General features: G+C 40.1%; 24 protein-coding genes. 8 read left to right on the top strand and 16 right to left on the bottom strand.

Annotated elements, in window-relative coordinates:
* Positions 1-67: 67 nt before the first annotated feature.
* From ftsW to glsA, 3 genes are all read right to left on the bottom strand, one after another.
* On the bottom strand, positions 68-1,279 hold the full coding sequence (gene ftsW, locus QRN39_RS05410; protein WP_044142014.1) for a putative lipid II flippase FtsW: 1,212 nt from the start codon (positions 1,277-1,279) through the stop codon (positions 68-70).
* Positions 1,280-1,489: 210 nt separating this feature from the next.
* A complete protein-coding gene (locus tag QRN39_RS05405; protein WP_034318078.1) occupies positions 1,490-1,771 on the bottom strand; it encodes an Fpa/YlaN family protein in 282 nt (93 codons plus the stop codon).
* 122 nt (positions 1,772-1,893) lie between these two features.
* The gene (gene glsA, locus QRN39_RS05400) at positions 1,894-2,823 is read right to left on the bottom strand and encodes a glutaminase A (RefSeq protein WP_284906377.1); all 930 of its coding nucleotides are present in this window, start codon (positions 2,821-2,823) and stop codon (positions 1,894-1,896) included.
* A gap of 119 nt (positions 2,824-2,942) precedes the next feature.
* On the opposite strand from glsA, the gene QRN39_RS05395 reads away from it, so the two are divergent.
* A complete protein-coding gene (locus QRN39_RS05395; protein WP_050945113.1) occupies positions 2,943-3,425 on the top strand; it encodes a hypothetical protein in 483 nt (160 codons plus the stop codon).
* A gap of 16 nt (positions 3,426-3,441) precedes the next feature.
* On the opposite strand, the gene QRN39_RS05390 is transcribed toward QRN39_RS05395, so the two are convergent.
* A complete protein-coding gene (locus tag QRN39_RS05390) occupies positions 3,442-4,764 on the bottom strand; it encodes a PhoH family protein (protein WP_034619937.1) in 1,323 nt (440 codons plus the stop codon).
* A gap of 140 nt (positions 4,765-4,904) precedes the next feature.
* On the opposite strand from QRN39_RS05390, the gene QRN39_RS05385 reads away from it, so the two are divergent.
* Positions 4,905-5,522 (top strand): YhcN/YlaJ family sporulation lipoprotein, encoded by a 618-nt coding sequence (locus QRN39_RS05385; protein WP_050945115.1) that lies wholly within the window; start codon positions 4,905-4,907, stop codon positions 5,520-5,522.
* Between the two features lie 101 nt (positions 5,523-5,623).
* Entirely contained in the window at positions 5,624-5,854 is a 231-nt protein-coding gene (locus tag QRN39_RS05380; RefSeq protein ID WP_003210787.1) for a YlaI family protein, read from the top strand.
* A gap of 31 nt (positions 5,855-5,885) precedes the next feature.
* Here the strand turns inward: QRN39_RS05380 and QRN39_RS05375 are convergent, their stop codons facing one another.
* Positions 5,886-6,167, bottom strand: a complete 282-nt coding sequence (locus QRN39_RS05375; RefSeq protein ID WP_044334035.1) for a YlaH-like family protein — start codon at positions 6,165-6,167, stop codon at positions 5,886-5,888.
* 96 nt (positions 6,168-6,263) lie between these two features.
* A complete protein-coding gene (gene typA, locus QRN39_RS05370; protein WP_003212439.1) occupies positions 6,264-8,102 on the bottom strand; it encodes a translational GTPase TypA in 1,839 nt (612 codons plus the stop codon).
* A gap of 114 nt (positions 8,103-8,216) precedes the next feature.
* Between typA and QRN39_RS05365 the strand changes: the two genes are divergently transcribed.
* The gene (locus QRN39_RS05365) at positions 8,217-8,396 is read left to right on the top strand and encodes a DUF5325 family protein (RefSeq protein WP_003211596.1); all 180 of its coding nucleotides are present in this window, start codon (positions 8,217-8,219) and stop codon (positions 8,394-8,396) included.
* A 274-nt stretch (positions 8,397-8,670) separates the two neighbouring features.
* On the top strand, positions 8,671-9,306 hold the full coding sequence (locus QRN39_RS05360) for a hypothetical protein (RefSeq protein ID WP_044142020.1): 636 nt from the start codon (positions 8,671-8,673) through the stop codon (positions 9,304-9,306).
* 40 nt (positions 9,307-9,346) lie between these two features.
* Here QRN39_RS05360 and QRN39_RS05355 read toward each other — a convergent pair whose 3' ends face one another.
* The 6 genes from QRN39_RS05355 to QRN39_RS05330 form a co-directional block, all read right to left on the bottom strand.
* Entirely contained in the window at positions 9,347-9,643 is a 297-nt protein-coding gene (locus QRN39_RS05355) for an anti-sigma factor family protein (RefSeq protein ID WP_137054679.1), read from the bottom strand.
* The gene (locus QRN39_RS05350; RefSeq protein ID WP_205688519.1) at positions 9,640-10,158 is read right to left on the bottom strand and encodes a sigma-70 family RNA polymerase sigma factor; all 519 of its coding nucleotides are present in this window, start codon (positions 10,156-10,158) and stop codon (positions 9,640-9,642) included. Before QRN39_RS05350 ends, QRN39_RS05355 begins: the two co-directional genes overlap by 4 nt.
* On the bottom strand, positions 10,158-10,421 hold the full coding sequence (locus QRN39_RS05345) for a hypothetical protein (protein WP_126741232.1): 264 nt from the start codon (positions 10,419-10,421) through the stop codon (positions 10,158-10,160). The genes QRN39_RS05350 and QRN39_RS05345 overlap by 1 nt, the downstream gene beginning before the upstream one ends.
* The gene (locus tag QRN39_RS05340) at positions 10,411-12,336 is read right to left on the bottom strand and encodes a hypothetical protein (protein ID WP_137054682.1); all 1,926 of its coding nucleotides are present in this window, start codon (positions 12,334-12,336) and stop codon (positions 10,411-10,413) included. The genes QRN39_RS05345 and QRN39_RS05340 overlap by 11 nt, the downstream gene beginning before the upstream one ends.
* 111 nt (positions 12,337-12,447) lie before the next feature.
* On the bottom strand, positions 12,448-13,254 hold the full coding sequence (locus tag QRN39_RS05335) for an inositol monophosphatase family protein (RefSeq protein ID WP_137054683.1): 807 nt from the start codon (positions 13,252-13,254) through the stop codon (positions 12,448-12,450).
* A 133-nt stretch (positions 13,255-13,387) separates the two neighbouring features.
* Positions 13,388-13,576: a hypothetical protein gene (locus tag QRN39_RS05330; RefSeq protein ID WP_003211901.1), complete on the bottom strand. Its 189-nt coding sequence runs from the start codon at positions 13,574-13,576 to the stop codon at positions 13,388-13,390.
* Between the two features lie 288 nt (positions 13,577-13,864).
* Here QRN39_RS05330 and QRN39_RS05325 point away from each other — a divergent pair, with 288 nt between their 5' ends.
* The gene (locus QRN39_RS05325; protein ID WP_050945117.1) at positions 13,865-14,500 is read left to right on the top strand and encodes a DUF1054 domain-containing protein; all 636 of its coding nucleotides are present in this window, start codon (positions 13,865-13,867) and stop codon (positions 14,498-14,500) included.
* A 30-nt stretch (positions 14,501-14,530) separates the two neighbouring features.
* On the opposite strand, the gene QRN39_RS05320 is transcribed toward QRN39_RS05325, so the two are convergent.
* A complete protein-coding gene (locus tag QRN39_RS05320) occupies positions 14,531-14,800 on the bottom strand; it encodes a UPF0223 family protein (protein WP_050945118.1) in 270 nt (89 codons plus the stop codon).
* Positions 14,801-14,990: 190 nt separating this feature from the next.
* Here QRN39_RS05320 and QRN39_RS05315 point away from each other — a divergent pair, with 190 nt between their 5' ends.
* Positions 14,991-16,463, top strand: a complete 1,473-nt coding sequence (locus QRN39_RS05315; RefSeq protein WP_106032469.1) for an aminotransferase class I/II-fold pyridoxal phosphate-dependent enzyme — start codon at positions 14,991-14,993, stop codon at positions 16,461-16,463.
* A gap of 43 nt (positions 16,464-16,506) precedes the next feature.
* Here QRN39_RS05315 and QRN39_RS05310 read toward each other — a convergent pair whose 3' ends face one another.
* Positions 16,507-16,626, bottom strand: coding sequence for a GapA-binding peptide SR1P (locus QRN39_RS05310; RefSeq protein ID WP_003212464.1), 120 nt, complete (start codon positions 16,624-16,626; stop codon positions 16,507-16,509).
* A 316-nt stretch (positions 16,627-16,942) separates the two neighbouring features.
* On the opposite strand from QRN39_RS05310, the gene QRN39_RS05305 reads away from it, so the two are divergent.
* The gene (locus tag QRN39_RS05305; RefSeq protein ID WP_223250645.1) at positions 16,943-17,323 is read left to right on the top strand and encodes a hypothetical protein; all 381 of its coding nucleotides are present in this window, start codon (positions 16,943-16,945) and stop codon (positions 17,321-17,323) included.
* Between the two features lie 118 nt (positions 17,324-17,441).
* On the opposite strand, the gene lpdA is transcribed toward QRN39_RS05305, so the two are convergent.
* Positions 17,442-18,854, bottom strand: coding sequence for a dihydrolipoyl dehydrogenase (gene lpdA, locus QRN39_RS05300; RefSeq protein WP_003211097.1), 1,413 nt, complete (start codon positions 18,852-18,854; stop codon positions 17,442-17,444).
* Between the two features lie 4 nt (positions 18,855-18,858).
* Entirely contained in the window at positions 18,859-20,199 is a 1,341-nt protein-coding gene (locus tag QRN39_RS05295) for a dihydrolipoamide acetyltransferase family protein (protein WP_284906360.1), read from the bottom strand.
* Positions 20,200-20,259 lie beyond the last annotated feature (60 nt).

Raw genomic sequence — 20,259 nt, 5'->3', positions numbered from 1 at the left:
ATATCCCTTAAAATTTTATATGTACTCTATAATAAAGGAAGAAATGAAAACTGTACACTTTTGTTTTCTAAAGATTCAAAGTTTTCTGCAATCCATTTTTTTGAACTGATGGCTTGCTCATTGATTTTTTCTTTTTGTAACGCTCTTTATATTCAGTAAACATGCTGATATTCAGCAATATTCCCATACAACCGCTCAGTAAAATGATGGACGATCCCCCGTAGCTAATAAACGGAAGAGTGACCCCAGTAATCGGAATCAGACCTGAAACACCGCCTAAATTAATGCATGTTTGGATCGCAATCATGGAGGAAATTCCTATTGCAAGCAAACTTCCAAATGGATCTTCACACTTTCTTGCAATATAAAAACCTTTCACGACGATGAAGCCAAGGAGAGCGAGTACAAAAAATACGCCGAAAAAGCCAAGCTCTTCTGAAATGATTGCCATGATAAAATCTGTGTGCGGCTCTGGAAGATACCCGTACTTTTGAACGCTTTCTCCTAGACCCAGTCCAAAAAAGCCGCCTGATCCAATGGCGTAATAGGAATTAATCAATTGATGTCCAGTATCCCCTGCATCTTTAAAGGGATCTTGGAAACTCTCAAAACGCCCAAGGCGATTTTGCGTGAATATTTTATCCCAGAACAGAATAATAAATGGGGTTACGATGACCATCACGGCACTAAATAACGCCAGCAGCTTCGCAAGTGTTTTCCCGCTAAACCCTGAGCATAAAATCATCGCAAGAGCAATCATGCCAATGATAAAGGCTGTCCCATAGTCTGGCTGCAAAATGATAAATCCGCATAAGATCGAAACAATCACGATTGGAGGTGTGACTCCTCGTAAAATATGATCAATATAATGCTGCTTTTTTGCATACACAGCAGCAAGATAGATAATAACGACTATCTTCACAAATTCCGCAGGCTGAAGACTGAATGGGCCTACTTTAATCCAGCTTCTTGCGTTCCCTGCAATATGACCGCCAAAGTACACATAGATGAGGGAAAAAACGGATAGCAGCAGCATACCGATTTGAAATTTCTTATTTGAAAACAGCTGATATGGAACTAATGCTGTAAAGAGCAAGATGACCGCTCCAACGATCATAAATAAAAGCTGTTTCTTAAAAAAATTATCTGGCGCGGCATCGTATCTAATCACAGATGTAATCATACTTGAGCTATACACCATGACCAAACCGAATGCGCTAATTAAAATAATGGCGAACAATAATGAGTAGTCATACGATTTTAGCATTCTCTTTAACATATAATCCTCTTCCTAACGTCTGTTTCTACTGCTTGATATCCTCTTAGCTGTTTTTATTCTACTACATTTTCTCTGTTTGATCTCGTTTTACCTCTTTTATATTGTTCGTCATTCGTGAAAGAATCAAGTCCGTTTGACATGAAACAATGAAAAGAAAATAGAGGACAAAAAAACTCAAACTTATGTTAAGGAAGTTTGAGTTTTCAATCTTTATTTTTTTGTGAACGCATCATGAAGTGCGGAAAGCTCTCTCTCAAGTTTATCGAGTAGTTTCTTACCTTCATGTTGATCAACTAATCCAAGCCGGACAGCAAAATCAATTTCTCTCGATAATCCGAACATTTGAGTATCTAAAACCTCTTCATAAAGAGGACATTGCGGCATCGTTAAGTTGTCCATTTGCACTTGGATCAATTTTAAAATTTTATCTGCATCCAATTTTAATAAAGACAGTGCTTTTTGCCGATGATCGACTAAAATTTCTGACGCCAAAAGTATCCCTCCGTTCCCCAGGCGAGTACCTAATTCTTCTATTTATCATAAAGCGAAACGCCCAAAATTGCAAGCAGATTTGTACAGTTCGCTTTGTAAAAATAAAAAGAAGCCCTCCTTCATTAAAAGATACTCATCTCGTATTTTTCACTCATCAGCTCAAGCAGCTTAATCCCAGCAATACTATTCCCTTTTTCATCCAGAGCCGGACCGAAGATACCGATTCCAAAATCATATGGTGCAGCTCCCATAATCCCGCCTGAGACACCGCTTTTTGCAGGAATTCCGATGTTAATGGCAAATTCTCCGCTCGCATTGTACATGCCGCACGTCACCATAAAGGTTTTACAAATTCTAGCGACATCTTTCGAAAGAATTTGCTTCCCCGTTTCTGGATGTCTGCCGTCTAATGAAAAAACACAAGCAATTTTCGCCAAATCCAAGCTGCTCATCATGATGGCACATTGTTTCGTATAGACGTCCATGACTTCCTCTACGTTCCCTCTAATAATATGATATTGCTTCATATAATAGCACATCGCCCGGTTAATCATGGATGTCTCAAATTCGGAGGCTGCTGTTTCCTTGCAGTATGTAATGCTTTTGTCATTTGCAAGCTCTCTAATGAAGCCAAGCAACCGGCCCAGCTGATCTTGCGGAGTCGCTCCTCTGATTAAACTCGTGACTGCGAGCGCCCCTGCATTAATCATTGGATTCAGCGGTTTATTCGGACTCGCTGTTTCCAGTTTGATCATTGAATTAAACGGGTCACCTGTTGGTTCTTGTCCAACAAATTGAAAGACTTTTTTTGGCCCTTCTTCTGAGAGCACAAGCGCCAGTGCTAATACTTTTGAAATGCTTTGAAGGGTAAATCGTTTATCTACATCTCCAGCTGAGTGGCACGTATTACTCACATGATACACTGCCACAGATAAATCCGTCTGATCCGCTTTGCCGAGAGCGGGGATATAGGATGCTACTTGACCATCTTTGGCCACTTTTTTTGCTTCTTCTACAAATCGCTGAAGCTCTTCATTGTCGCGACATGCCATGCTCATACACTCCCTATCTTTCATGTATGATTAGTGTGTACAAGGTGCAGCATGTTTATGAAAGTGACAAAGCGGGAGAAAACTTCTATAATTTATGTTGGAAAGGGGTTGTCTTGAACATGAGTATCATTCAAATCAAGGGGAACGTACAGTACAAGATCACCATTGATCCAAGTGTATGGATTTTTGATGACCGCAAATTTTTAATGGATTCATTCTTTGAAAAAAATGCAGCAAGTGAAGAGAAACAGCTAGACCAGGAGCTTGACCAAGAGCGAGTTATAAGAGAAGGTCAAACTCTTCCACCTACGTTAAAAACAGAGAAGAAGTACGAAAAGGAAAGACTCGTCACAGGCAGCTTCGGGATGAAGCTTGGCGATATGCTAAAAAATGCTGAGCCGCTTGAACATGCGGATACATGCGAATTTGTCACAGAGACAGGTACAATTGCTGTGCCGCTTTCTCAGGCAATGGAAAGCATTGCTCATTTCAGCCAACATGGTAAGCCAATCACAGAAGAAGGACCCATCCACGTCTATTTCGCGGATCAGTCCAACCTCACTCAGCCGATAAAAGGTGTCAAAGAGCTGATCATTACATAAGAACAGAGGGTCTGGACTATAGCAAATCAGCGGCAAGCTGTGCAAGTCCAGACCTTTCTCCTTTGACAAGCTTGACATGTCCAGATATTTGCTGCCCTTTGAACCGTTCAATCACATACGTAAGCCCATTATTTAAGCTGTCTAAATAAGGGTGATCAATCTGCTCTGGATCTCCCATGAGCACAATTTTACTTCCCTCTCCGACTCGCGTTAATAATGTTTTCACCTCGTGCTTTGTTAAATTCTGCGCCTCATCAATGATAATAAATTGATCAGGTATACTTCTTCCCCGAATATACGTCAATGCTTCGACTTGAATAGATCCAATTCCCGCCAAAATCGCATCAAGCTCGCCCGGCTTTTTTGTATTAAATAAAAACTCTAGGTTGTCATAGATCGGCTGCATCCATGGTCTGAGCTTTTCTTCCTTTTCTCCAGGCAAATATCCTATATCTTTCCCGACAGGCACGATGGAGCGCGCCACGATCAACTTTTTAAACATACCGAGGTCCTCTGTCTGCATTAATCCGGCAGCAAGTGCAAGCAATGTTTTACCAGTCCCCGCTTTTCCAATCAGTGTCACGAGCGGAATGTCACGGCGCAAAAGCAGCTCGAGTGCCATCGTCTGCTGGACATTCTTTGGACGGATTCCCCAAATATGCTCTTGATCATAAACGAGACGTTTTACATGCTCTGCCTTTTGATCAAGCATTCCTAAAGCAGAACCACCTTCATTTCCCTTCATGATGACAAATTGATGAGGGTTGAATGGTGCGCTTGTGACCTCTTTTATTGGTAATTGATTTTGCTTATAAAATGTATTCAATTGCTCAGTCGGAATGTAGAGCTCATGATAGCCATTATCGATGTCCTCATTTTGCAAAACACGGTCACTTAAGAAGTCTTCTGCTTGAAGCCCTATAGCATCCGCCTTTACCCGCACTAACACATCCTTGCTGACCAAAATAACAGGTCTGCCATGAGGCTTTGTTTCTTCCTCTAAGCTTAAATTTTTCGCGACTGCCAAAATTCGATTATCGTTCGTTTTTTCAATAAAAATTTCTTGAAGCTCATGAAAAGAGCGGTGATTCAGTTCAATGCGTAGCGTCCCTTTTGACTCTAGTGTAATTTTTTCATGCAGTTTCCCTTTCGATCTTAAACCGTCGATTAGGCGTGAGACGCGCCGGGCATTTTGTCCAACCTCGTCCATATATCTCTTTTTTGAGTCTACTTCTTCTAACACAACGGCTGGTATGACGACCTCGTTGTCTTCAAATGAAAAGATTGAATTCGGATCCTGTAATAACACATTTGTGTCTAATACATAAATTTTACTCAGGTCCTTCGCCTCCTGATCGGGGTTTCATTCATCCTTGTCTTTCCCAAAACGATTGTTAAAATATATGTTTTCATGAATAAAGTTAGAAGGTTAATTCAACAATAAAATAAATCATGCAGTTTGTGAAGGAGGGAATACAGATGCGACTATTTTTGACATTATTCATGATTCAAGCCATCATTCTGTTGGGCGCTTGTCAGCAGCAGGAAAAGCCAGAGGCACTAGACAAGCAAGATGGACGCCAGCACGTAGTACGGGTGTCAGACTCAACGAAGAAAAAGACCAATCAAGCCCGGTCATCTACAGATGTTGCGCAGCATCTTGTCAAAGTGACAGAGCACGTAGCAGATGTCAATGATGCAACGGCGATCGTCATCGGCCGCTATGCTGTTGTTGGTATTGATGTAAAAGATGATTTAGATAGAAGCAAAGTAGAAAACATTAAATATTCAGTTGCAAAAGCACTGAAAAATGATCCAGAAGGTGCGAATGCTGTTGTGGTCGCTGATCCGGATACAGTCAGCCGGTTAAAAGAAATGGGCAAAGAAATACAAGCAGGCCGCCCTGTCAGTGGGATTATGGATGAACTAGCCGCCATTGTCGGCCGCGTGATGCCAGAGATGCCGAGAAATGAAATTGATCGCCACGAAACAGATCCGACAAATGAGCCGAATGATCAGCTCAAACAAAATGATCAAAAGCAGTTAGACGAACATCAAAACGATCAATCAAACCATCATATGAATCAGAAGAAATAAAGAGAACGGCTTATATCTCCTGTGATATAAGCCGTTTTCTACGCTGATTTTAAGTAGCTGGAAAACATGCTATAATAAATGCAATAAGTGAGGTGAAAAGGATGAGAGTGAAGTGCTCAATATGTGAGAAGCTTGAAACCATTGATGATGATACACTCGTTGCTAAGCGGTTAAGAAATCGACCGATTCATACATATATGTGCGATGACTGTCAGGAACGTATTAAAGTAAAGACAGAAGCACGCATCAAGACTGGCAGATTCTCTCTTTATCAAGATCCTGCGACGAAAGAGAAAAAGAAGAAAAAAGGAAAAAAAGAACAAAAGACATAAAAAAAGACCTGACACATGTTCAGGTCTTTTTTTACGTATTCACTGTTCCTTCTTTTTTCGCACGATGCAGCCGTATTTTATAAATAATCAAAATGGCAGCTGCCACAACTAGGCCTTCCGCTACTGGCAGGAAGATTCCTAGAAATGTGAGAAACGTGCAGCCAAAAATCAAAAACAAGTAAATCACGAGCGCTTTTAAAATCGGTAAACGTCTAGCAAAGCCGAGCTTAAAAACAATAATCGCTAAAACAAGGATGGTGCCATATAGGAGCCACATCCCTGTTTGCGGATTTTCATCGACACGAAACAGCATCGCGAAAAAGGATAGATTTTCACTTACTTCCTGATCATTCAAAAAGATTCCCTCCCCTTATCTTTCAGGGTTCTATCTCTTTAATTCTTCATGGAATTAAGATAATCCTGCTAGCTTTTTCTTCTTCGCTGATTTCTCACGTTCGTTTTTATCTAAAATTTTCTTTCTTAAACGAATTGATTCAGGTGTAACCTCACAGTATTCGTCCTCATTCAAGTACTCAAGAGATTCCTCAAGTGACATAATACGTGGTTTTTTCATGCTAACCGTTTGATCTTTCGTCGCTGAACGCACGTTTGTTTGTTGTTTCATACGGCTTACGTTGACAACAAGATCGTTCTCACGGTTATGCTCACCAACAATCATTCCTTGGTATACTTCAACACCCGGCTCAACGAAGATCACACCGCGCTCTTCAACGCCTTGGATTCCGTAAGCAGTCGCTTTACCTGTTTCCATTGAAACAAGAACTCCTTGACGGCGTCCGCCGACTTGACCAGACTGCATTGGCTGGTAGCTGTCAAACGTATGGTTCAAAATACCAAAACCACGAGTTAATGAAAGAAATTCAGTTGTATATCCGATTAAACCACGTGAAGGCACTGTAAAGATCAGGCGAACTTGACCATTACCATTATTGATCATGTCAATCATTTCACCTTTTCGTGCGCCCATTGATTCCATGATAGAGCCAGTGTGCTCTTCTGGTACATCAATTTGAACGCGTTCAACAGGCTCACATCGAACACCGTCAACTTCTTTTACAATAACTTCTGGCTTCGATACTTGTAATTCAAATCCTTCACGTCTCATATTCTCAATAAGAATGGATAAGTGAAGCTCTCCGCGTCCAGATACAACCCACGCATCAGGTGAAGCAGTTGGATCTACACGAAGACTGACGTCTGTTTGAAGCTGCTGCTCTAAGCGCTCTTCAATTTTACGTGATGTTACGTATTTCCCTTCACGGCCTGCAAATGGGCTGTTGTTAACAACAAACGTCATTTGAAGTGTCGGCTCATCAATACGAAGGATTGGCAAAGCCTCTTGGTGTTCAACCGGACAAACCGTTTCACCTACGTTGATGTCTTCCATTCCAGAAACAGCAACAAGATCTCCTGCTTTCGCTTCGTTGATTTCCACTCGTTTTAACCCTTGGAAACCAAAAATCTTCGTCACACGGAATTGTTTCACACTGCCGTCAACTTTCATTAAGGCTACTTGCTGTCCTACTTGCATTGTTCCTCTGAATACACGGCCGATCCCAATTCTTCCAACATAATCATTGTAATCAAGTAGTGCCACTTGGAATTGAAGCGGCTCTTCATGGTTATCAACTGGGCAAGGGATATGGTTAACAATGGCTTCAAACAAAGATTCCATGTTTTCATCTTGCTTGCTCGCATCGTTACTTGCTGTACCATTGATTGCTGATGCATAGACAACTGGGAATTCAAGCTGTTCTTCTGTTGCATCCAATTCAATGAACAAGTCGATTACTTCATCGACTACTTCAGCCGGACGAGCAAAGTCGCGGTCAATTTTGTTGACAACAACGATTGGTGTTAAGTTTTGCTCAAGTGCTTTTTTCAGCACAAAGCGTGTTTGAGGCATACAGCCTTCATAAGCATCCACAACGAGAAGTACACCATCTACCATTTTCATGATACGCTCAACCTCACCACCGAAATCGGCGTGTCCTGGTGTATCTAAAATATTAATGCGTGTATCTTTATAATGGATCGCAGTATTTTTAGCTAAAATCGTAATACCGCGCTCTCGCTCTAAATCATTTGAATCCATGGCTCTCTCAGCGATATTTTCATTCGCACGGAAAGTACCAGCTTGATGGAGCAATTGGTCAACAAGCGTCGTTTTACCATGGTCAACGTGGGCAATAATTGCGATGTTGCGAAGATCTTTTCGAAGTTTCACATTTTCATCTCCTAAAATAATTAGATAACTTTCATATTATATCACAATCCCCTTTAAATGCCGATCGTTTTTCTGTAAACTTATATTAACTCTAAAAAAAAGGGATGGAGACAAATGAAACAAATCAAATGGCTTCTATTATTATGTGCATTACTTGCGGTTGTCAGTATGGCGTTTATTGGGGTAACTCTTGCAGAAAAAAACGTGCTGGGTATTTGTTTAAGTATTGTGTTTGCCATGATTTTCATGGGTACAGGATTTACATTAAAAAGAAAATTAAACGTGCAATCATAAAATTTCTCAAAAGCCTTTTACATTCTATATGTAGAAGGCTTTTATTTTGGGTAAAAACAAGACCAACCACCTATGAAAGGTCGTGTATAAAGACAGAACATATCATTTAGGCTTAGCAAAAGTAAGCCATCTGAACCTCTCCATCTTTCGACAATAACGTTTATAGTTCTCCAAAATCAAACAGAAAGTTACAATTTTCCTATTCTTCCACAAAGTTTCTCGTGATATGCTGTTCTTGCAACAAAATTTAACAGAAAAGGGAGAGAAAAGAAGCATGAAGAAGATTTTGAGCAAATCGCTCAGCTCTGTTGTATTTTTCGCTTTAGCTATTATTCTTACTTTCACAACAGTAGCTCCTGGGCAAGCAAGCGCTGCAACTTTCAAAGGGATTCCTTTCGAGCAGCAGCAAGTCATTAAAGAATTATTGGAGAAAAACGAGCGTGTCATCAACATTCTCATCAACTCATTTGTTGAGGAAGACAACAACTACACATTTGATGTGAAAAAAGCTGTTGAGCTCGGACTAACTGAAGAAGAAGCGGCGACTGCTGAGAAATTCTTAGATCGCGCAGCTGTTCTGACAATCGTTTTCAGTGAAAGCATCACTAAAAACGAAAAAGGAAAATTGGTTTTTGATGCAGCGAAAGCTGTTGAACTTGGTCTTACAAAAGAAGAAGCAGCTAAATTTGAAAAACTGTTGAAATCAGTGATCAGAATTGCTGACCTTGCTGGTGATGCACTTGTTCTAGACAAAAAAGGTAATGTTGTCATTGATTCAAAAATCGCAAAAGGTATTGGATTCAGCTCTACTGAATTACTTGTTTTTAACCAAATGCTGAAGAAAATTCCTCAAGAGCAATTAAAATCGGTCTATGATGCCATTCAAATTGCTAAAGAAAAATTAAGCTAAGCTCGAAAACCCCCACCTGGATCGCCCAGATGGGGGTTTTTTATTTCAGCCAATAAAGAATGATCATCATGACATACCCTAAACCAAACACGATGCTTGCTCGGTATATTAACTTGCCATAATAGCGCTTCTCGAACTTTCTTTTTTCTTCCTTTTCATCTATATATGGCATGAGATCAGGTGTCTGGATAAGAATGATTGGTTCTCTCATCTCTTGATAAAGTTGCCGGCAGCTCTCACAGGTTTGTAGATGCTCGGCTATTATTTTATTGGTACCCGCACTTGTGTCTCCCTCTATATAAAGGGGTAACAATTCTTCGATCAAATAACAGCTCATGTATTGAACTCCTCACAATGTAGCATTCGCTTCAGCTCTAATCTCGCTCGATGAAGGGTTGTTTTGACTTTAGATAAAGTCCAATTCAAAATTTCAGCTACTTCTTCATATGACAATTCCTGAATATCTCTTAAAATAAGGACCTCTCGGTATGAATCCTTCAGCTGATTGATATGATGCCACAGCCTTTGAATGTCAGCTTGTGTTTCGATGTGGTCCTCTGGTGTCAAAAAGGACTGCTGCTCTAAGTAATCAACCTCTTCTACATTCGTAAATGTCCATTTGATTTTTCGGCGATAGTCATTCACAAATGTATGATAAGCAATGGTATAAAGCCATGTTTTCACACTAGAATGTCCTTTAAAAGATGATAAACCATGTAGAGCCTTCATAAATACATCTTGCGCAAGATCCTTGGCCGTTTCCATATTCCCTGTCCGCCGATATAGATATTTGGTGATTTCCTGAAAATATTCTTCATAGATTTTTTCAATTTGATCAGCTGTTCTGGACATTAGAAATAAAACCACACAGTCATCCAAATCGATAAGACAATGAAAAAGAAGTATAACGAGTAAATAAACCCCTTCATGCGTTTTAACTCATTATAGTCATTCTGATCTTCAATCAGTGCTGAACCTTGTTTATTCCCTATGACAACATGCTGAAATTGCTGCTCATGTGACTTCATCCAGCTGTATGCTTCGTCACCCAGCTCCCCTTCTTGATACAGTTCATATAAGTCTTGAAAGATGGCTTGTTTTTCTTTATCTGTCAAAACGGTGCACCTCTTTTGTTCGTCCATTTACTTCATAAATTTTACGCTCATTTGATCCAAAGGTTTGAATAATGACTAGCCATGAATTGTCCATGTCCCCTTCTTTGTTGATCATTCTAACTGGTTTTATTTGTTTTTTATAAATCATAGATGGTTTCTCATTTTTTAATACTTGTTGATAGACTTCATCACGATCTTTATACGATACAACATCCGGTATAGAGGACACTGGTTCCAGCCTCAGTTCAATTCCATCATGATCTCTAAACACACGCAGTAGATGAGAGGATCGATTAAATGTATACTGTTTGGTTTCATTAGTACCTGTCTTTTTCTTCACGTCTTCTGGCTTTTTCTCTATGAGCTTTAACAAATCTTCATCGCTGACGTTCTCTTTTTTCTGTTGAAGAAGCGTTTTTGACAACTTGAAGCTGATGATATCTTTTGTTGAGCCATTAAACAGAAACTCCGATTGATCTTTTGTTGTGACCCTCACTTCATGCTGCCAATCAAAATAAAATTCATCAATGCCTGTGATTTGATAAGCTGGCGACTTTAGGTTTAAATGTTTATAAATACTGTTGATCCTATTTTTTATCTCCATTTCTGTTAAATGGATTCCGTCTATATCCTTTAATTGAAAGATGGCGTTTACGTATTGCGCTTGTCGAAGCGTCCCTTTTTTCCAGGTGGCAAACGCTAAACTGTCCTCTTCATTCTGAGACATTTTTGGCAGAAGAAGAACGTCCGTCTCTCCGTCCTCTTTTTTTACAGCTAATTGAATGCGCTGTAGATCGATTGACCGCCCGCTTCTTTCAAAAAATTCAATGGTTTTTTTTCTATATTCTTTATCGGTTAGTTCCTTTCCCTCTAAACGACCTCGATAAGAATAACCGCTTAATTCGCCTGTAAACGCAGAAATATTCACTTCATACTGATCATCTGCAAACACGTAATGATAAGGGATAGGCTGAAGACTAGCATTTAAATACAGCGATTGATCCTCTGGGACAAATTTTGAAGCGAATGCTTTTGCACTTACTGCTGATAAAGGGCGATATTCTTCTGAAAATGTATCTACCAGTTCCGTTTTGGTGAATTGGAACATGGTATGAGGAATATTGACAATCGGATTGAGTAATAGCAGAAAAAAGACAGCTATACAACCAGCGCCCCACTTCCTTAATCTCACCTTGTCCCGTAGTAAAGCAGATAACAAATAAATCGTCATAAAGCTTCCTGCTGCTGCTACTAAAATGACAATCGATTTAAATGTAGATTGAAGCTCATACTTCGAAATAGAAGGATAAAATATATAAAGCAAGGCTGCAAAAATCAAACCATAGAATAAAAGCAATTCCTTCCACTTCCAGTGCCAAAACAAGCGAAAGAAAAGGTGCAGCAGTAAAGCGGCAAAGCAAGCCATAGCCAAAATGGTGATCATATCTCTCCATACTAGCCCCGTATCACCGCTAAGAAAGAACTTTTTGCTTTCAGCAAACACAATAAACACTGTTTGACATAAAGGCAGAAGTAATACAGATAAATCAAAAGCAAAAAACATACCTTTATTTTTTAAATAAGGAAGAGTAATAACATAGTACAGTGATGCAAGCAAGACATACCCATAGATGAGAAATTGCATGAAATCCGTCAGCACTTCAAATGTTTCAATCGTATACTGTCTAGCTAGGACTTGGTGGCTCATTTCAAGTGTCATTCCGCCAAGCAGGACTACTCTTAATACAAGCCCAGCATAAAATACATAACCACTTTTCTTTTCTTTCCATATAGGAAGTGTAATAAAAAGAACAAATAGTCCAAGTACACACCATTGAATGATGCGGATACTGTACTCGTTTAAAATAAAATACCTTTCAAAATGGAGGGATAAATCACTAAACAAATCTAACATTAAAACACAATCCTTTACATCAAATTAAGGCCTCGTTCGTATAGACATTTCTCTTTCCAAAAAGTTTCATCAAATACAAAAAATCACTTCATTCTCATGAAGTGATTTGGTTTATTTTTTATTTTCACTGCCTTTTATGTAATCGTGCAAGATTTTTTCACAAACGGATCGATTTCCGGCGACGATACTGTTTTTGTCTAGAAACGTTAGGCGTTCTCCGTGTATATTTGAGTAGACTGCCCCTACTTCATCCAAAAGCACACAGCCTGCTGCATAATCCCACGGCGCAAGCCTTAACGTGACGTATGCGTCACTTCTGCCGCTTGCGATATAAGCGAGCTCAAGTGCAGCTGATCCAATCGTTCTCGTCCCTCTCACATCACGCACAAGGCGGGCGAACGGTTTAGCATCAAAATAAGGGCTTTCGATCGCCCAGGTCGGGTTAATGCCAACAATGGCTTTTTCAATCGCTACATCTTTTAATGGAGGAAGCAGGGTATCATTCATATAAGCCCCTTCTCCTTTGATCGCATGGTAAAGCTCGTCATGAATGACGTCATAAATGAGACCGATTTTCCCAATGCCATTTTCAAATATCCCGATTGAAATGGCAAAGTTGCGTTTTTGATGGACAAAGTTCATTGTGCCATCGATTGGATCAATGATCCACACGACTCCATCCAGTGAGGTCACTTCTTCCCCTTGTCCCTCTTCACCTAAAATATGATGATCTGAAAATGTCGATTGTATCTTTTCAATGAAAAAACGTTCTGTTTCTTTATCGATATTTGTGACAAGATCATTTGGATTTGATTTTGTTTCAATTGATAGACCTTCCTGCATGGACGCTTTAATACGGCTTCCTGCTTCTTTTACCCAAAGCTTTGCAAGACGGTCAATTTCCACCCAGTTTGTCATCAGACTGTAAACCTCTTTTCTATGTAATACCTATTTGTAATAGCATACTGATATTATGTGCGTAAAAGCAAGAAAAAAGCAGCTTCATACAAAAACGAACCGATGAATTGGTTCGTTTTTACCTCACCTTGTTTTACCCTTTAAGCTGCTCCCATTCTTTTCTTAGGCGCTCAAGCTTTCGTTTGCTGCGTTCGATTTGGATGTCATCTTTTTGCTCGATGGCTTCATGAAGCGTAGAAAGCTCATAGTCCACCTCTAATCTCCACACAGCGATGCGATTCTTCTTCTCCTGTCTATACCCCTGCTTCACGATTTGCTTCATTTGGTCAACGCCCCTTCCAGAGAATGATTCATTCCTTGTCAGTTTTCATTGATAAAAAATTCAATCGATAAGAGAATTGGTTCTTGCTTATATCGTATGAAGCGATCGCATAACCGCAACGACATTCTGAAAATTGTGTTTTTACCTATTTGTTATGTACCACAAAATTGTTGTTTTTAAACGCTGCCCTACTTCCTCTACAATCTTTGACATGACGGTGCATCTTTTTTTGAGCTTAACCCAAGCTATGATAAAATATGATCAGCGAAAGAATACAGGAGGCATACTATGAGTGAAATGCGTTTTAGAGATGAAGATTTTGAGACATTTACAGTTGACGGTTTAGATGAACGAATGACCGTATTAAAAGAAAGAGTCCGTCCAAAGCTTGAGGCACTTGGAGAACACTTTGCACCACTTCTTTCTTCTATTACAGGAGACGAAATGTTTGTACACGTCGCAAAGCATGCTAGAAGATCAGTCAATCCGCCAAATGATACGTGGGTTGCTTTTGCAAACAGCAAGCGTGGGTATAAAAAACTCCCTCATTTTCAAATTGGGCTTTGGAAAACACATGTCTTTGTATGGTTTGCTCTCATTTATGAATCTCCTGTGAAAGGCGAATATGGTCAGTTATTCGAAAAAGAACTAGATACCATTCAGAAGAAAATACCGCAAGATTTTGTTTGGTCTAAAGATCATATGAAACCAGATGTCATGCGTCACAGCGAGCTCGATGCAGAACAGCTAAAAACGCTGTTTGAACGTGTGCAAACGGTGAAAAAAGCCGAGCTCCTTTGCGGCATTCAGCTGCCTAGAGAAGAAGTCGTTCAAATGAATAATGAAGAATTTTTATCAAAAATCGAAGATGCCTTCCGCACGTTGACTTATCTATACCGCTTTACACAAAAACAATCTGTATAAAAAAACGAGCCCACCAAGGCTCGTTTTTTCTTACATACGTATAATGGCGGACTCTTCTGCTTCTCTTGCCGTTTTCACTGTACGATAAGGAGAATACCCGCTTTCCTTTTCAAACGCTGCACAATGCGTCTTTTCTTCTGCTTTTGATGGCACAATCTCTTTAAAGCGTTTATAAGTATCTAATAACTCCTGCTTCGCTATTCCTTTTTCATAGGCTTTTTCAACAGCTTGAAAAAACGAAATAACCGCAATCTTTTCCTCTGTCGTCCAGTCGACGTCCATTGGATATTGATATTCCATTTACTTGTCCCTCACTTTAACACTCATTTCTTATTTGAACTTTTATTATAGCATCTGTTCGATCAGAAACCGATTGATTTTATGCTTTACATTCCGATCAGTTCATAATATAATTCTTTTGTTTTATGCAATGAAATCTGTCGTTATTGGCACAATAATAGCAGGTATTTCGACGAAGGTGGGAAAGCAATTGTCACAACATGATACACCCTTATACACTGGACTAAAAAAACACGCAGCAACCAATCCAGTTCAATTTCACATTCCTGGCCATAAAAAAGGAGCCGGAATGGACCCTGAATTTAGAGCATTCATTGGCGACAATGCATTAAGCATTGATCTCATTAATATAGAACCTCTTGATGATTTACACTCACCTCGAGGAATGATAAAAGAAGCACAAGATCTAGCTGCTGAAGCCTTCGGTGCTGACCATACGTTTTTCTGTATCCAAGGAACAAGCGGCGCCATCATGACAATGGTGATGACCGTATGCGGACCTGGAGATAAAATCATCGTTCCGCGTAACGTCCATAAATCGATTATGTCCGCGATTGTATTTTCTGGCGCAGTTCCTGTTTTTATTCACCCAGAAATAGACAAAGAGCTTGGCATCTCTCACGGCATTACACCAGAATCAGCGAAAAAGGCACTCACGGAGCACCCAGATGCAAAAGGTCTGCTTGTGATTAATCCGACGTATTTTGGCGTTTCAGCAGACTTAAAATCGATTGTAGACATTGCCCATTCATTTCATGTGCCTGTCCTTGTCGATGAAGCACACGGCGTGCATATTCATTTTCACGATAAGCTCCCGCTATCTGCCATGCAGGCAGGTGCCGACATGGCAGCAACAAGTGTCCACAAACTCGGCGGTTCCCTGACCCAAAGCTCTATTTTAAATATGAAGGAAGGGCTTATCTCAAAAGATCGCGTGCAATCGATTTTAAGCATGCTGACAACAACGTCTACTTCTTATTTGCTCTTGGCGTCACTTGATGTCGCTCGAAAGCGATTAGCCACTGAAGGAAAGGCACTAGCAGATGAAGCCATCCGTTTAGCTGAATCAGCGAGAAACCGTTTGAATCAAATTGATGGCATTACGTGTATTGGCAAGGAAATACTCAGTTCAGCTTCTACGTATGATTATGATCCAACGAAATTAATTATTTCAATTAAAGACCTTGGCCTAAATGGCCATGATGTCGAAAAATGGTTGAGAGAAAGCTACCGGATTGAAGTGGAGCTTTCTGACCTTTACAACATTTTATGTATTGTGACCCCTGGTGATTCTGATGAAACAATCGATACGCTTATAATGGCTATGAAAGACATTGCCGCAACCTCTACAAGTGAGAGCGGCACACAAGCGGTAACTGAAGTCCTGCTTCCTGAGATTCCATCGCTTGCCATGACGCCGCGTGATGCCTTTTACGCCACAACAGAAGTGGTTCCGTTTAAAGAAGCAACAGGCCGCATCATCGCAGAGTTTGTTATGGTGTACCCGCCAGGCATACCTATTTTTATACCAGGAGAGATTATCACAGAAGAAAATATCTCCTATATCTTTAAAAACATTGAAATTGGTCTCCCTGTCCAAGGACCAGAAGATTCAACGCTAGAGATGATCCGCGTGATTAAAGAACAGAAACCAATTTTATAAAAAAGAAACATGCAGCCCCAAATGGAGCTGCATGCTTTTTTATTTATTCAGAGGCTTCATCACAGCAATGACAGTGACCACACGTTCCGTATAGTGTTGTCACTTTTTCATTTTCAAATTGATCAATGGTCTCATTGCAATCTTGACAAATAATTGTACCCACGTACATTCCCCTTTTCTTCATTCAATATTTGAAAGCGTTTAATCTATTTCATACTCCTATAATATGATGTCACATTTAAGTTGTCAACGGTTAATTGTATGACACATTTAATTATTTTTTATGAATATGTGCTATTTCCTCATCATATTGAGGGAACGTTTCAATTGTATTTTGCTTCATATCAATTCTGTAACAATTGAGTAACAATCGAAAATTGTCAAAAAGGACATGATACACTAGAGTGACTAACAGGTAACCAGCTCCTAAAAATGTTGGGACAACCCCAAAGGATTTTGAGGTGAATAGATTGAATTTTATGAGGACACTTCTCATTATATTCCCCATGCTCTTTGTACTTAGTTCATGCTCATTTGCGTATATCATACCGAATCAGACAGACCAAGTCAGTCATATTCAAAAACCAAGAATTCTCTTTTTTACAGATGCAGAAAATCTTGATAAAGAAAGTCCTTATTATGATGCAGTCCTCGATTTAAAGAATGAATACCCGAAGGAAATGTCAAAGATGATTGTGAAAGAAGATCGTAAAGGCTGGAAAAATGAAGTAGACGAATTACCGGCTATTTTACTTGTAAATAATGAAAAAGTCATTGTGAAGGTTGAAGGAAATGTCAGCAGCAAAGAGGATATTTTATCGCCTTTATGCCACGCTTTAGACCGCGTGAATACAAATTAATGGTCTCACCTTGCACTTATATAATCCATATGAAAAAGCCCCTCATGAAATGAGGGGTTTTTCTCATGCAGCGCTCAAAAAAACCCTCTCCAACTAGGAGAGGGTTTTTATAGGTTCATTATTTTACGATATGGATTGGGCTTCCAATTGCTACTTCAGCCGTTTCCATTGTAATTTCACCTAAAGTTGGGTGAGCGTGAATTGTCATTGCGATATCTTCAGCAGTCACTCCAGCTTCGATTGCAAGGCTAAGCTCTGAAATCATATCAGAAGCGCCAACACCTGCGATTTGTGCACCAATCACAAGACCATCCTCTTTACGAGTGATCATTTTCATGAAGCCATCAGTTGCGTCAAGAGAAAGTGCACGTCCGTTTGCTGCGAATGGGAATTTCGCTGCAACGATGTCGATTCCTTCTTCTTTTGCTTCTGCTTCAGTGTATCCAACAGTTGCAAGTTCTGGCTCAGAGAATACAACAGCAGGAATACCAAGGTAATCAATTTCAGCTGGCTCTCCAGCGATTGCTTCAGCTGCAATTTTACCTTCGTAAGAAGCTTTGTGTGCAAGTGGTGGTCCATCAACGATGTCACCAATTGCATAGATGTTAGATACGCTTGTACGGCATTGTTTGTCTGTTTTGACAACTCCGCGGTCAGTCAATTCAACACCAACTTGCTCAAGACCAAGCTCATCTGTGTTTGGACGACGACCAACAGTAACAAGTACGTAATCAGCATCAACTGTTTTTTCTTCACCTTTTACTTCGAAAGTAACAGTGACACCATCAGATTTTTCTTCAACGCCTTTTGCAAGAGCGTTTGTATGGATTTCAACGTTTCCTTTTTTCTTCAGGTTACGTTTAACCAATGAGCTCATTTGCTTTTCGAAACCTGGAAGGATTTCGTCTCCACCTTCAAGGATGACAACTTCTGTTCCAAAGTTTGCATAAGCAGTACCAAGCTCAGTACCGATATATCCACCACCGATAACAACTAACTTCTTAGGTACTTCTTTAAGCGCTAAAGCACCAGTTGAGTTGATCACGCGGTCTGTGTATTTAAAAGTAGGCAATTCAATTGGACGAGATCCAGTAGCAAGAATTGCATTTTTGAAAGTGTACGTCTGTGCTGAATTTTCATCCATTACACGTACAGAGTTGCTGTCTACGAAATAAGCTTCACCTTTAACGATGTCTACTTTATTTCCTTTAAGAAGACCTTGAACTCCACCTGTTAATTTGTTTACAACAGAAGCTTTCCACTCTTGAACTTTTGTGAAATCAACTGTTACGTTTTCAGCTTTGATACCCATGTCTTCAGAATGCTTAGCATTTTCGAAACGATGGCCAGCATTGATTAATGCTTTTGAAGGAATACAACCAACGTTTAGACATACACCGCCAAGTGTTCCTTTTTCAACGATTGTTACTTTTTGTCCAAGCTGTGCAGCACGAATAGCAGCTACATATCCGCCAGGACCTGCACCGATGACAAGAGTATCTGTTTCGATTGGGAAATCTCCTACTACCATGACATTACGCCTCCATTAAAATTAATTGTGGATCATTCAATAAACGCTTGATGTGGTTAAGGGCATTTTGCGCAGTAGCTCCGTCGATCATACGGTGGTCAAAGCTTAGGGAAAGAGCTAAGACTGGAGCTGCAACGATTTCGCCATCACGAACAACCGCTTTTTCAGCGATACGGCCAATACCAAGGATCGCTACTTCTGGGTGGTTGATGACTGGAGTAAACCATTGTCCACCAGCAGAACCGATGTTTGTGATTGTGCAAGATGCACCTTTCATTTCAGCTGGAGCCAATTTACCATCACGTGCTTTTGTTGCAAGCTCGTTGATTTCGTTAGACACTTCAAAAACAGCTTTGCGATCTGCATTTTTCACAACTGGAACGAGCAGGCCTTTTTCAGTATCAGCTGCAATTCCGATGTTGTAGTAATGCTTTTGAACAACTTCATCTGTTTTATCATCGATAGAAGTGTTAAGTACTGGGTACTTTTTCAAAGCAGAAGTAAGAGCTTTTACAACGTAAGGCAAGTAAGTTAACTTGATTCCTTGATCAGCTGCAACTTGTTTGAATTGTTTACGATGTGCAACAAGGTTCGTTACATCAACTTCATCCATTAATGTTACGTGAGGAGCTGTATGCTTAGAGTTTACCATTGCTTTCGCGATTGCTTTGCGGATTCCGCTCATTTTCTCGCGAGTTTCTGGGAATTCCCCTTCAAGAACTGGAGCTGCTGCCGCTTTAGGAGCTGCTTCTTCTTTCGCACTTTCAGCTGCTTGAGGTGCTGCTTCTTGAGCTGCAGAACCACCATTAACGAAGCTGTCGATATCTTCTTTTAACACACGTCCGTTTTTACCAGAACCTGCAACTTTGTAAATTTCAATGCCTTTTTCGCGAGCATATTTACGTACAGATGGCATAGCGATAACGCGTTTGTTTGGATCAGCATCTACTTGCTCTTGTGCGCCTGCACCAGTTGCTGCTGCCGCTTCTTCTTGTGCCACTTCTTTCTTCTCCGGCTCGTTACCAGCTTCAGCAGTACCTTGTACTTGAGCTTCAGTTTTTGCTTCGCCTTCTTCTTCGCTGCCTTTAAATTGAAGATTTTCGTAACCAGGTGCATCAAACGTAATGATTGTTTGTCCTACAGTTGCAACTGTTCCCTCTTCAACTTTTAATTCTAATACTTTTCCTTTAACAGGTGAAGGAATTTCTACAACTGCTTTATCGTTTTGTACCTCTGCTAAAACGTCATCTTCATTAATTTCGTCGTTTGGTTTTACAAACCACTTAACGATCTCACCTTCGTGGATACCTTCTCCGATGTCCGGAAGTTTAAATTCAAATGCCACTGTTTTTCGCCTCCTAGATTTTGTTGAATCCTTGTTGTGTATGTTTACACGGTCTTGTAA

Source organism: Bacillus sp. lyk4-R2A-2, from assembly GCF_030209735.1.
In the GTDB taxonomy this organism is placed as follows: domain Bacteria; phylum Bacillota; class Bacilli; order Bacillales; family Bacillaceae; genus Bacillus; species Bacillus pumilus.
This window is presented reverse-complemented; position numbering and strand designations above follow the sequence as displayed.